The organism is Leptolyngbya sp. FACHB-36, from assembly GCF_014695955.1.
Lineage (GTDB): Bacteria > Cyanobacteriota > Cyanobacteriia > Leptolyngbyales > Leptolyngbyaceae > FACHB-36.
This window is the reverse complement of sequence record NZ_JACJPG010000634.1, coordinates 1-12,942: the sequence shown is the minus strand read 5'-3', so window position 1 is coordinate 12,942 and position 12,942 is coordinate 1. Positions and strand designations below refer to the sequence as shown.

The 12,942-nt window shown below is 53.3% G+C and carries 14 protein-coding genes; 7 read left to right on the top strand and 7 right to left on the bottom strand.

What is annotated here, in order from left to right:
• The 3 genes from H6F43_RS19410 to H6F43_RS19400 all read left to right on the top strand — a co-directional run.
• Positions 1-326, top strand: a 326-nt coding sequence (locus tag H6F43_RS19410; RefSeq protein ID WP_190344546.1) for a Uma2 family endonuclease, incomplete at its 5' end; no start/stop codon positions are given.
• 70 nt (positions 327-396) lie between these two features.
• Positions 397-1,716 carry a homoserine dehydrogenase gene (locus H6F43_RS19405; RefSeq protein WP_190344544.1) on the top strand — a complete coding sequence of 440 codons (1,320 nt, stop codon included), beginning with the start codon at positions 397-399 and terminating at the stop codon, positions 1,714-1,716.
• Between the two features lie 28 nt (positions 1,717-1,744).
• Entirely contained in the window at positions 1,745-2,320 is a 576-nt protein-coding gene (locus H6F43_RS19400) for a Uma2 family endonuclease (protein ID WP_190344542.1), read from the top strand.
• Here H6F43_RS19400 and H6F43_RS19395 read toward each other — a convergent pair.
• On the bottom strand, positions 2,284-4,926 hold the full coding sequence (locus H6F43_RS19395; protein WP_190344540.1) for a GH116 family glycosyl hydrolase: 2,643 nt from the start codon (positions 4,924-4,926) through the stop codon (positions 2,284-2,286). The genes H6F43_RS19400 and H6F43_RS19395 overlap by 37 nt on opposite strands.
• Before the next feature lie 158 nt (positions 4,927-5,084).
• Here H6F43_RS19395 and H6F43_RS19390 point away from each other — a divergent pair, with 158 nt between their 5' ends.
• Positions 5,085-5,279, top strand: coding sequence for a DUF2795 domain-containing protein (locus tag H6F43_RS19390; protein WP_190344538.1), 195 nt, complete (start codon positions 5,085-5,087; stop codon positions 5,277-5,279).
• Between the two features lie 44 nt (positions 5,280-5,323).
• Here the strand turns inward: H6F43_RS19390 and H6F43_RS19385 are convergent, their stop codons facing one another.
• From H6F43_RS19385 to H6F43_RS19360, 6 genes are all read right to left on the bottom strand, one after another.
• A complete protein-coding gene (locus tag H6F43_RS19385) occupies positions 5,324-5,620 on the bottom strand; it encodes a hypothetical protein (RefSeq protein WP_190344536.1) in 297 nt (98 codons plus the stop codon).
• Between the two features lie 118 nt (positions 5,621-5,738).
• Positions 5,739-6,542, bottom strand: coding sequence for a pyrroline-5-carboxylate reductase (gene proC, locus H6F43_RS19380; RefSeq protein ID WP_190344534.1), 804 nt, complete (start codon positions 6,540-6,542; stop codon positions 5,739-5,741).
• 73 nt (positions 6,543-6,615) lie between these two features.
• Positions 6,616-7,200 carry a cell division protein SepF gene (locus H6F43_RS19375; protein ID WP_190344532.1) on the bottom strand — a complete coding sequence of 195 codons (585 nt, stop codon included), beginning with the start codon at positions 7,198-7,200 and terminating at the stop codon, positions 6,616-6,618.
• A gap of 434 nt (positions 7,201-7,634) precedes the next feature.
• The gene (locus H6F43_RS19370) at positions 7,635-8,327 is read right to left on the bottom strand and encodes a YggS family pyridoxal phosphate-dependent enzyme (protein ID WP_190344530.1); all 693 of its coding nucleotides are present in this window, start codon (positions 8,325-8,327) and stop codon (positions 7,635-7,637) included.
• Positions 8,324-8,593 (bottom strand): transcriptional coactivator PipX, encoded by a 270-nt coding sequence (gene pipX / locus H6F43_RS19365; RefSeq protein ID WP_190344528.1) that lies wholly within the window; start codon positions 8,591-8,593, stop codon positions 8,324-8,326. Before pipX ends, H6F43_RS19370 begins: the two co-directional genes overlap by 4 nt.
• Positions 8,594-8,725: 132 nt before the next feature.
• Complete coding sequence (locus tag H6F43_RS19360; RefSeq protein WP_190344526.1) at positions 8,726-9,730, bottom strand: CbiQ family ECF transporter T component; 1,005 nt, start codon at positions 9,728-9,730, stop codon at positions 8,726-8,728.
• A gap of 749 nt (positions 9,731-10,479) precedes the next feature.
• Here H6F43_RS19360 and hemB point away from each other — a divergent pair.
• From hemB to H6F43_RS19340, 3 genes are all read left to right on the top strand, one after another.
• Positions 10,480-11,463: a porphobilinogen synthase gene (gene hemB / locus H6F43_RS19350; RefSeq protein WP_190344524.1), complete on the top strand. Its 984-nt coding sequence runs from the start codon at positions 10,480-10,482 to the stop codon at positions 11,461-11,463.
• A gap of 275 nt (positions 11,464-11,738) precedes the next feature.
• On the top strand, positions 11,739-12,239 hold the full coding sequence (sixA, locus tag H6F43_RS19345) for a phosphohistidine phosphatase SixA (protein WP_190344522.1): 501 nt from the start codon (positions 11,739-11,741) through the stop codon (positions 12,237-12,239).
• 169 nt (positions 12,240-12,408) lie between these two features.
• Positions 12,409-12,876, top strand: coding sequence for a MarR family transcriptional regulator (locus H6F43_RS19340; RefSeq protein ID WP_190344520.1), 468 nt, complete (start codon positions 12,409-12,411; stop codon positions 12,874-12,876).
• Positions 12,877-12,942 lie beyond the last annotated feature (66 nt).

The window sequence follows — 12,942 nt, the reverse complement described above, 5'->3', positions numbered from 1 at the left end:
GCACAAATCAGCAAGGGCGTAGTCCTGATGTCGCTTACCTAACTCCAGAACTCCTCGCACAGTTTGGTGAACCCAATGTGCTGCCTCAAAGTTTTCCTTTAATCGCAGAAATTGTTTCCTCGACTGATCCTGCTGAGCAAGTTATCTCGAAGGCTCAAGAATATCTGGAGTCCGGTGGCGAAGAAGTTTGGTTAGTGTTCCCGGAGGCTCGCTGGGTCATTGTTGTAACGCAGACGCAGCGATCGATCATTGCTGCGGGTGAAGTCGCCAGCACTCAAAAAATTCTTCCCGGCTTCAGCATCGCCGTAGATGAACTCTTAGCTTGAGCCACCTCCCATTCCCATCGCCCCGCTCCCCTACAATGATTGAAGCGACTGTTGTTTAGTGGATTGACCTGTGGGATTCAAAATTGGCTTGCTGGGGTTAGGCACCGTTGGAACCGGAACCGTCCAGATTTTGCAAGATCCTGCCCAGCGGCATCCCCTGTTGCAGGAAATAGAACTCTACCGCGTCGGCGTCAAATCGCTGGAGAAGCCGCGATCGGTGTCGCTGTCTCCAGAATTGCTGACTACGAACCTAGAGGAAATCGTCACCGATCCTGCGGTCGATATCGTCGTTGAAGTGATTGGCGGCTTAGAACCTGCACGATCGCTCATGTTGAAGGCGATTGAGCACGGCAAGCATGTGGTAACGGCGAATAAAGCGGCGATCGCCCGCTACGGTGCAGAGATCTTCACCGCCGCCGAGAACGCGGGCGTGTACGTGCTGCTAGAAGCGGCAGTTGGCGGCGGTATTCCTGTGATTGAGCCCTTGAAGCAATCGCTGTGCAGCAATCGCATTCATACCGTCACGGGCATCGTCAACGGCACCACGAACTACATCCTGACCCGGATGCAAACCGAGGGCGGCGACTTCGATGAGATTTTGGCAGACGCTCAGCAGTTAGGCTACGCCGAAGCCGATCCCACTGCCGATGTAGACGGGTTGGACGCCGCCGACAAAATTGCTATTCTGGCATCCCTTGCCTTTGGTGGACGCATCAAGCTGCCGGAGGTTCACTGCGAAGGGATTCGACAGATTAGCGCGGCAGACATCGCCTATGCAGAAAAATTGGGATTTGTGATCAAGCTGCTGGCGATCGCCAAGCGGGATTTCAGCGCTACGCCTGCACACCTGCAAGTCCGGGTTCACCCAACGCTGGTGTCCAAAACCCACCCCCTCGCTAGCGTTAACGATGTCTACAACGCCATTTTGATTGAGGGAGATCCGATCGGTCAGGTCATGTTTTTTGGTCCCGGTGCAGGATCAGGTCCGACTGCCAGTGCGGTTGTGTCAGACATTCTTAACATTGCCGCAATTTTGAAGGTTGGGCGGGGAGCCGCAACGCGATCGGACGGAACCCCGCTGCTCGATCCGCTGCTTGCCTGCTCGCATCAGGATTATTGCACGATCGCCTCAATAGATGAGCTTGTAACGCGGTTCTACGCCCGCTTTCTGACGCAAGACTACCCGGGTGTCATTGGCAAACTTGGCACCTGCTTCGGCAATCACGATGTCAGTCTAGAATCTGTGGTGCAAACGGGTTTGCGCGGTGACTCGGCAGAAATTGTTGTGGTAACGCACGATGTTCGCGAGGGCAACTTCTACGAGGCGCTGAGTGAAATCCGCACAATGGAAGCGGTGAGCAGTGTTGCCAGCACGCTACGGGTTCTGTAAATTTGATGCGCTTGTGGAGGTTAGAGCAATGGGCGCAAATCAGTACTACCAGATGACGCCGGAAGAGTATTTGGAGTGGGAGCCTCGCCAGGAGATCCGCTACGAGTACATTGACGGCGACATTTTTGCTATGACAGGCGGCAGCAAGCCTCACAACCGCATTGCCCTCAATCTGGCGGGTGCACTGGATAGCCACCTCCAAGGCAAAGGCTGTGAGGTCTATATTGCCGACGTCAAGGTGCAGGTATCGGCGGCGGGACCTTATCACTATCCAGATGTGGTAGTGACGTGCGATCGTCGGGATCAAGACTCTAGCCAAGTTGTGCAGTATCCCTGTCTGATTGCAGAGGTGCTGTCACCCTCAACGGAAGCCTACGATCGGGGCAGCAAGTTTACGCACTACCGCAAGCTGGAGACTCTGCAAGAGTACGTGTTAATTCAATCTGAGGCGATCGGCGTCGAGTGTTTCCGCCGTAACGCCGAGGGATTATGGGTGCTACATCCTTACGAGGTTGATGACACCATAACGCTAGCAAGCGTAGATTTGGTGCTGCCGATCGCCGCACTCTATCGCCAAGTCCGATTTGCTGCGGAGATGGCATAGCGATTTTGCATGACCCAGTAGATCGCCCAAATGGCTGTGGCACGCAGGTAATGACTGGCGCGAAAGGTGTTGTTTGCCGTTATTGCTTCGGGCGTGCGGAACTGCAAACCGTTCTCGTAAATTTGACGCACTACTGCTTCAGTGATTTCAAACGCCTCGGTCTGCATGCCCTGTTGTAGCAGAAAAGCCGCTAAGCCAAAGTTGATCCCGGTCCATACTTCTAGTGGGTGAGTGGAATTCGGGTTTTCGGGGGTACCGTCGGGACGGACGCCATTGGCAGCGCCGATCGGGAGTGAGGAGTGTAAAGCCTTCGGTATCTCAGAAACGCGAAGCGTCTTCGTTGGCAAAGCCTTCTCCGAAGGAGTAGGAGTTGGAGTGAGGGAGTGAGGGAGTGAGGCAGAGGCGAGGGGAGGCTGCTGCTCAGCGGCTCTGGCTTCTTGAACAGAGGTGAAATTTTGCCCGCTGAGTGCGCCAGACGTTAAGTACTGGTTGAACTTGACGAAGCAGGCGTCGTAAATCGATCGCAGGGCTGTCTTTGCACAGTCCTCTGGCACAATGTCGGGAAGCTGTAAGAGACGCGCATAGAACTGTCCGCAAAGCTGGTCTGCCATTACCACATTGGAGCCGCTGCCGCTATCGATCCGGTAGTACTGCCCGTTCCAAAGTGTTGCCTGGTAAATGGAGCGAGATTGTCTCAGCCAGTCCTGACAGTGATGAACAAACGCCTCCTCATCTTTTCCTAGCGCCTGTGCGATCGCGATCGTCGCTTCTAGCGCTGCGATCCATAGTCCGCCGCAGTAGGCGCTAACTCCCTGGAGTTTCCAGTCGTCAAAGGTTTGGTCGGGAGCACCAGAGTTTTCGGGAATGCCGTCGTTGTCGTGATCGAAAGTCTTTAAATAGGTGAGGGTTTGGACGATCGCGTCCCAGCACTCGGCGAGAAATTCGACATCCTTTGCGCCAGTCAGCAGGTAATCTCGATAGACTTGCAGCACAAAATCACAGGGCAAATCTTTCCACAGGTTGCAGTCCTGATAGCTGGTGTAGTTGGTTTTTTCCCAGACGTGCTCGTTCGGTGCGCCTAGATCGTGCGGCGTTGCGCCAGCGGCTTTGCGGATAGCACTCTGGCTCTCGGACCCCAAGGTGTAGTAGTAGCCAATCACGCGGAGCGTTTCGTCGCTGGCGGGGATCGATCGGGCAAAGGCTCGAATCACCGCTTTTTCCAGTTGAGGAAACAGCATTAGCAGCGCAAACGATGCATACAGCCGCACATCCAGACTTTCGTACCAGCGGTAGTCGATGCACTCTAGCACCGCGAACTGACCCACGGGATCGCGCTCGTCGGCGGCACTCCAGAGCGTTCCACCATCCGTCAGGTTATAGAGCTCGTTCAGCAGCGCCATTTTGAACCAGTCCGGTAGGTCTTGCTCCAGAATGGGCTGCTGCCAGGATTGAATTTTTTCGCGCCAGGTAGGGTAATGTTTCAGCGCAGTGCGAGCGATCGTCCACGCGTTTTCTCCGGTGCGTCCAAAAAAGTCGGTGTAGCGGCGAAAATACTCTACGCCTGCCGCAAACTCCGTGACCGGAAAATCCCACGCCAGCACAAACGGAATTTGTCGCGTCTGTCCGGGTCGCAGCGTGAAGCGCACGGCGATCGCCCCTGCTACCTGCTCTCCGTCTACCGCAGGTGCCTCATCGTCCACATTTGGCAGCGATCCATCCGCTGCAAAGCTCTCCCAGATGTCTGAGCCGTCGCCGATTGGATTCCAGCGCGTGTGGTAGAACACCTCTGAGAGAATTGGATTCGTGAACGTGGCGATCGACCATTGACCGTCGCCCTCTGTGGGATCAGAGGAGCTACCGTTTGCCTCTGTGCCGCTGCGTCTCTCTAGCACCAGTCCAATTCGCTGCTCATCACCAATCAGGCAATTGCGATTTCCCTCGCTCTGTCCCCACTTCGGCTGATACTCGTAGACCGGACTGCCATCGTCGCGCAGTTGTACATCGGGCGATCGCAGCGCGTTGGTGAACCAGCCCACCAAATTCTGCCAGGTCAGTAAAATGCTAAGCGTAATCGGTCGATCGGTCGGATTGTGCGCCGTCCACTGAAACACTGCTACCGGATAGCTAGTCTCCTGGTAATTGTTGGCGACAATGGGCGAAAACTGCTCACACGTCAGCCCCGCCTGAAACACATTCTCGTAAACACACCAGCTCCGAGGAAACAGCGCGTGGTAAGTGCCCGTTGCGTTCTCTTCCGCCCCTGCTCCACTTGGATACCACGCCCACGCCCCTAAACTCCCATCCTCTGGAGCCTCCGTACACATTCCATAAGCCTGAGCCTGATCTCCCACCTGCTCAAACACGCTGAACTGACAGGCAGGCAGAGATCGAAACACGTGCTCCCCGCCGTCAATGTGCCAAAGATTAAAGTCCCCGCGCGGCGATCGTCCGACGCACCCTGCCCCAAAACCACCCAACGGCATTCCGTGCCAGGGACCATCATCGAGATTGCTGGCGTAGCGGACCGTGTATGGATTCTGCCATCCCAACCCAATGGGACGGCTCCACGCACAGGCGGGAATTTCAACCGGATAGCGCTGTTGCATGTCCTGTATTGTAGGGTGTCGGTGTTCCACTCACTCAACGGATCGTCCATCTGGGGGAGTAACTAGAGGCAATCGCAAGCTCGAACTTCAGCATGAGGTTCTGTTGCAGCACCAACTTTACGATGCTGGAGAACAGAATTTGCAGGTAGGACACTCACATGGCAACTATCAATCCAATTCAGCTACAGAAGCACCTCAAAGGGATGAACTATCCTGCTTCTAAGGACGATCTGATTGAGCACGCAAAAGATAACGGCGCAGACGAAAATGCGCTGTCTGTGCTGGAGCAGCTACCGGATGACGAGTACGAAACCCCCGCTGAAGTCAGCAAAGCTGTTGGCGCGATCGAATAGCGCATTTGCGAGTCTAGAAGCGCGTCAAATCGCGCTTCTAGACCCTACCGACGATAGGTGGTCCACCGGAGAAACGTGGTGACGAGATAAATCACGACTACCGCTCCAATAATGGATGGAACGATCGAGACATTCTGCACGCTCCAGCGCAGGATTGGATACTCTAACTCGTACTGCCTTCGGAGGAACTTAAACACTTCCTCACCCAGCCAGACTCCGACTAATCCCGTTACAATCAGCCCTAAAGACCCGCCTGGAATTCGACGCGGGATCAGAATATTGGCAATGCCCGCACAGACGATCGCAACAATCAGTTGCACCGCCAAATAAGAAAGATCCATGACTCGTTAAAGTGTAGGGACGGAACGAAGCGATAACTGTGACTGCCTCCTGCAAAGGCATCTCAGCCGCAGGAGTGAGGGTAGCTGCACCGATTACCGAAACCTATATGTCTCTACTCTAGCGTCCTAGTTCTTGCGATCTCCGATACGCCGCTTGAACCGCTTCAATCAGCGCCGATCGAAATCCCGATCGCTCAAGCTGTGCGATCCCTGCGATTGTGGTTCCGCCCGGACTAGTGACGCGATCCTTCAATTCTGCGGGATGCATCCCCGATTCCTGTAGCAGCTGTGCCGTTCCCAGCACCGTTTGCAGCGCCAGCGTTGCCGCGATCGTTCTGGGCAACCCCGCTGCGACGCCGCCATCCGTGAGCGCTTCTATCAGGATTGCAACATAGCCCGGACCTGATCCCGATAGTGCTGTCACCGCATCCAGCTGCGATTCAGGAACCTCAACTACCTCACCAACCGCTGCAAAAATTTGGCGCGCCTGTTCGACATGGTGCGCCTGCGCTTGTTGACCCGGCGAGATCGCCGTCACGCCTGCACCAACCGTCGCGGGCGTGTTGGGCATTGCTCGAATGACTGGAAAACCTGGAAATGCGGCTTCTAGTTTACTGAGCGGCGTGCCTGCCAGAATTGAGAGTACAAGCGGCTGCGATCGTGCCGCGTCCACACCAAGAGCAGCGGTTACTGCCGCAAACACCTGGGGCTTCACTGCCAGCATTAAAACAGTTGTATCGAGTGCGGCGCGATTGTCTTCGGTCACTTGAATACCATAGCGGTCTGCAAGAAACGATCGCCGCTCCGCTTGCGGCTCACTGACCAAAACATCGTGAGGCGAAAATATTCCCTGAGCAACAAGGCGGGATATGAGAGCTTCTCCCATTACCCCGCCACCAATAATGCTGAATTGAGTAGACATTATTTGTTCAAATAATTAGCTATTAGTTATTAGTCAACCGAGGCGCTAATAACTAATCCCTAATGACTAACAGCTACTGCGCCATCCGCATTTGCTCGTTCGTCCATGCGGGAGCCGGAGCACCCTGACGGGGTGCGCGGACTTGCGGCTGAGGCACTTCGTGAACCATACCCGACTGTGTGCTGACCTGAACACAGTTCGGCGTAAACAGGAAAATACTTTCGCCAATACGCTCTTGATGTCCGTCGATCGCGTAGGTTCCACCCGCCACAAAATCTACCGCTCGCTGTGCTTGGTCGGGGTCCATAATCGTCAGATTTAGCACGACCGATTTGCGCTCCCGCAGGGCTTGGATCACTTGAGGCATTTCCTCAAATGAGCGCGGCTCCATCACGACTACTTCTGAGAATCCGTTGACTGCTCCCGGCATTCCAATGACGTTATTCATGGCTGGATTTACCCCCATTTCAGTGTTACCAATTGCCCGATCGCGTAGCCGCCGACGAGTCCGATTGTCTTCTTCGGGCATCGGCTGAGGGTTTTCTTGCTGATAGAGATTTTGATAGTCGTCTCCATCCATCTCGTCGTATTCGTACTCGTAATCCATTGGCTCATTAAAGCCTACAAAGTCCCGTAGCTTGGTGAAGATATTGTTCACTGTTCACGCTCCATCACAATCAGGGTTAATGAAAGGGTTACGCCCCAGACCAGACGACAGGCAAGGATAACTCTCGATCCAGTCTGCACCACTAAAACCGAACGAAACTTAATAACTGCTTAACTAGAAGTCAAATCAAGACCTATGTGGCTTGTGGAAGTTATTACCCTCGGGCGTTCTGCCTAGTTTTGCAGAATTGAGAGATTAGTATACATCTAGATTCTTGAATTGAACACGCCATTCGAGTTTTTTTAGTCAGAAGTCCGGACAATTAGCTGAAACTCCTGATAGGCAAGGGAAAGCTTGATCGTGGTCCCAAATATGAGCCTAATCTTAGCCCAATTCCCATCTTTAGCAACAATTTAATTATCTCTAAAGAATCGAAGCAGAAAATTAAGGGTATTCTATTTGGGCTTTCTGCGGCACTAAATGTGCTAAGTCGCTCGATCGCCGAACAGAATCCGCCCAAGGCGCACCATCGTTGCGCCTGCCTCAACAGCAGTGCGATAGTCGCCCGACATACCCATCGACAGCTCATTCAACGCTAGACGGGAGCAGGACTGCTCCTGCTGGATCGCTTGAGTGAGCAATCGTGCCTGCTCAAATAACGCGCGCAATTCTGTTTCGCTCAAGCCTGCGGGTGGAATTGTCATTAAGCCTTGAATGCTTAAATTCTCACACTGGTCCAACTGGGGTAAATCAGTGATTAATTCCTCTACAGTCCAACCGTATTTTGTTGGATCAGGTAGAAACTTGACTTGTAAACAAATCTGGGGTTTGTGGGACAGCCCAACGGCCAAACGATCGAGCCGTTGCGCTAATTTTAAGCTGTCTACTGAATGAATCCATTGAAACTGTTCGAGTGCTCGCTGTGCTTTGTTTGTTTGCAGATGCCCAATCAAGTGCCAAGTAATGTCTGACAGATCGTGCAGCTGCGCCTGTTTAGTTTCTGCTTCTTGAATGCGGCTCTCACCAAAATCTCGTATTCCCGCTTCGTACGCTTCCCGCATCGCCGCGATCGACACTTGCTTGGTAACAGCAATTAGCCGGACCGTGGGAGGTAAGGTTTCACGAATCTGGCGAATGCGCCCTGCAATTGTACCGCCGAGACGAGAAAAGGCTGTCATTGAAATGTTTGTTTATAGATCGCCTGAAGCTGGTGGTAGTCAACGGGCTGTCCCAGACGGCGCAGGCTGCGTAGACGGTTCTCGACTAGGATGCGGGCGTCTGCTCGACCGATCGGCTCAAATTCAAGCCCCTCCCGCCCTGTCGTCACTAGAAAAAACAAGCGCTGAGCATACAGGGTTGTGAATAGTTCTCGGTTTTCATCGATTAGACACACCCGAAACAGCATGCCAAAGCTTGGGTGATTTAGGTAAGTTTCGCTGCTCATCTAGGTTGCAGTGAGCGGACGTTCAGAATGTTACACCGTAACGCATTCATGCTGTCATTTTTGGATTAAAAATCCCTAGCTTAAGTGATTAGTTTGAAGAGAACGCTATGTTGAGAACTCCTTCATTGTTAATCACAATGAAACATCATTTCCCCACATGAATCGCGCCATCCAAAATCCAACTAAACACACTAGGGCGAACCAGTCTTTTACTTTAAACCGGAATTGATACCATTGAACGCGATGACGATCGGGACTCGTGAACCCCCGCACTTTCATGGCGCTGGCAATTTGTTCTGCTCGCAGCAGCAAGTTCTCCAACAGCCGCTCTGCCACAATTAGCCAAATTTGAGCGCTTCGTCGCATTCCCAGCTTTTGCCAGTTGATTGCGCGAGTCCGCACCGATCGCATCAAGTTCTGAATTTCTTCCAGCACTAAGGGAATAAACCGCAGCGATAGCGTCAGCGTTAGGGCAATTTCGGTTACAGGAATATTGAAACGACGCAGCGGTCCCATCCAAGTTTCGATCGCGGCGGTTATTTCTTCGGGAGCCGTGGTCAGCAGAAATAGATTAGTGCTGTAGATCAAGGTGAACAGCAGCGTACTGAAGCGAAGAGCTACATCGAGCGATCGCTGCGTGATCCGAATGGGTCCCTGATCCACCAGAACATAGCGGTAGTCAGTTGGCTGAGGGAGCGGTGCCACTTGCCCTTGCCCAACAGTTGGCGAGGAGGACGATCGCGGCTGCCACGTGAACGGGTTGAACCACGACGGTTGTGGGGGCTGCTGCGGCAACGTGGCTGGCTGTTGAGCAAAGGAAAGCTCGTCGGCGGGCAGGCGAGGCTGGTGCCTTGTCCGCAGCCCATCGGGAAGCACAGTCGTCAATGCAAACACCATTACGGTCAGTGTTAGCAGCCAGCCCATCTGCTGCTGCCACACCCGCAGCGGAATCATCGCCGTTAGGGTAATGCCGATCAGCAGTCCGACTAGCAAAACGCGCCAGAACGGATTTGCCAGTAGCGGCGTCGCTAAAAATGTCAGCAGCCATGCCAGCTTTACGCCGGGATCAAGCCGATGCAACCAGGTAATCGGTTGTTCTAAGTAAAGTCCCAGAGGCAGCGATCGTAGTAGGTCCATGTTTAGCCGTTAGCTGTTAGCTTTTAGCTTATCAGTCCACCCGCCTGCACTGCCTACAGCGAATCTGCATTTCGTCTTGGCACTATCCTGCCTGCTGCTTGGGTGGCTGTAAGTTGTGCACAGATTCAGCTTCCTGCCACTTTCGCTTCAAGCGAGCATAGCTTACTGATAGATATTCAGTTCCTTGAACAGTTGCCTCAGTTGAAATATTCCTCAAGCTGCAATTCTACTTTTTCCATCACTCGAATTGATGCGTTGTTCTCTACTCGTGCGTACGCAAAGATCCGATCGCGTCCGCATTCTGTAAATTCTTCTTGAACGAGTGCTTTAGCTCCCTCCGTCGCATATCCTCATGCCTCATGCTGAGGATTTTAGGCGACAACCGAATTCAGCCATATTTAGCTGTTATTTAGCTGTTCAAGTGTAGGAAGATTTTATAGCTGTAACAAATAATTGTGGCAAAACAACTGTGGTCGTCGCACGGAGCGATCGTATTCTACTCCGCACAGCCATCTCCGCACAGCCATCGTTGAACTCGTTGGTGTGGGAGAGCACATCAAGCTCCTCCACAGATTCCATGCCGCAGCATTGAAACAGGCACATATATATAATGTCTAACTGCCTGATATTTGCAACAGAACGTAACGTAGCCCTACCGGGCTACGGTTTAGACTTTTAAAGAATCGAAACAGTTTTTCACTGTGTCTTCGCAAAGAAATTCCCCTTCAGATCTTGCTTGATCACGCCCTATGTTTCCAACTCATCGCCCTCGTCGCCTTCGCAGCCATCCCCAGCTTCGTCGGATGGTGCGTGAAACTGTATTGACCACGAATGATTTGATTTATCCCTTGTTTGCGGTTCCGGGTGACGCAATCGCTAAAGAAGTTCGATCGATGCCCGGCGTGTTTCAGTTGTCGATCGACAAAATTGTCGAAGAGGCAAAACAGGTTTACGACCTCGGTATTCCGTCGATTATTCTGTTTGGCATTCCCACGGAGAAAGACACCGACGCCACGGGTGCATGGCACGACTGCGGTATTGTGCAAAAAGCAGCTACAGCCGTCAAAAAAGCGGTGCCCGACTTAATCGTGATTGCAGACACCTGCCTGTGCGAATACACCTCGCACGGACACTGTGGCTACCTAGAAGTGGGCGATCTAAGCGGACGAGTCCTAAACGATCCAACACTAGAACTGCTGAAGAAAACCGCTGTTTCGCAAGCAAATGCTGGAGCCGACATTATCGCGCCCTCTGGGATGATGGACGGCTTTGTGCAGGCGATTCGGGAAGGACTCGACGCGGCTGGATTCCAAGACACGCCGATTATGTCCTACGCAGCGAAATATGCCTCGGCGTATTACGGTCCGTTTCGTGATGCAGCAGAATCGGCACCGCAGTTTGGCGATCGGCGCACCTACCAGATGGATCCCGGCAATGCCCGCGAGGCACTTAAGGAAATTGACCTCGACATTGCAGAAGGCGCAGACATGCTGATGGTGAAGCCTGCGCTGTCCTATATGGATATCATCTGGCGCGTCAAAGAAGCCTCGAATCTACCCGTGGCGGCGTACAACGTATCGGGTGAGTATTCAATGGTCAAAGCGGCAGCGCTGAATGGCTGGATCGATGAGGAACGCGTGGTAATGGAGACGCTGACCAGCTTCAAACGGGCAGGCGCAGATCTCATCCTGACCTACCACGCCAAAGATGCGGCTCGCTGGTTGAAAGCCTAGACTGCCACAGGTTTGCTAGGGCGATCGCTGCCAAGAGCGATCGCCCCTGATTGTTAGGCGTCTCGCCTGCCCGATTAAAACAGCCAGAATAGCATCGCACAGGGAGTTCAGGCACGATCGCCCCACTGCGGTATCCTTATACCAGTTCTCTAAATTTCAGCTACAGATCAAAGCAATGAAATCTAGACGGAATCGAGCTTCTGCAATTTAGAATTGCGAATTCCGAATTCCGAATTTATTAGAAGTCTGTTCTACTCGTAACGAAACACTCCGAGATGGCATCTGTGGATTTGTATTTGGTTCGGCACGGCTTAGCCGGAGAGCACGGCACCTATCCCAACGACGACGAGCGACCACTCACAGACGAGGGAAAGAAAAAAACGCGGCAGGTGGCAAAGCGGCTGCGAGAACTGGATGTGCGATTTGACTGGATGCTGACGAGTCCACTGGTGCGGGCGCGGCAAACCGCAGAGATTCTCATGGATGTGGGACTGGCGGGCAAGCTAGAAGAAGCCGACTTTCTGGCACACGGTGGCACGATCGACCACTGGCTGGACTGGTTGCAGAACTGGCGGGCGATCGGTCAGACAACTCTCGCGCTGGTGGGACATGAACCTGATTTAAGCGCTTGGGCAGAAACGCTCCTGTGGGGCGAAGTGAAAGGCGTCTTGAGATTTAAGAAGGCAGGCATCATGGGGCTAACGCTGCCGGAGGGCGGCTCTCCGGTCGGCAATAGCTCTTTGTTTTGGCTGACCCCACCGCGATTTTTGCTTTAGGAACGGGATCGCTTAGTCTGAGATGAGGCGCTTGCACGGAATTGTAGAAAATGCTTCTGTAGTTCGCCTTGACAGAGCGAGATAACCGTCCCGATTTGTACTTGAAACGATCGTTCGATCGAGCTATTCTAAAAATACTAAGCGTGCTAAGTAATTGAGGTAACGCCAAATGGCTACTCGCACAACCGGACTTGACATCGCAACGGGATGGCAGACGGTTCTTGCGCCCCACGGGATGGGCTATCGGATTAAGCTGCTGTCGCAGCTACTAGCACGCAACTTCCAAGAGCGGCTGGACCCGTTTGGACTAACGATTTTTCATTGGGTCGTGCTGTGCTGTCTGTGGGAAGAAGACGGCTTAGCCATCTCCAGCATTGGCGATAAGTTACAGCAGGTGGGTGGCACGCTTACGGGTGTGCTTGATCGCATGGAGAGCCGTGGCTTAATTCGGCGAGAGCGCGATCAGCAAGACCGCCGTGTCTGGCGCATCTGGCTTACCGACGCGGGTAGAGACTTAAAAGATATTTTGCCGCCGATCGCGGTCGAGGTTCGCGAACAAGCCATGCAAGGCATCGCGGTCGAGGACCGCGAGCGACTGTCGGCGCTGGTGGATTTAGCGATCGCCAACCTATCCTAAGTTCTGCCATTGTACCGACCACCAGGGTAAGCCTTTTCGGGAGCAGCCTTCATTCAGTCTTCGACT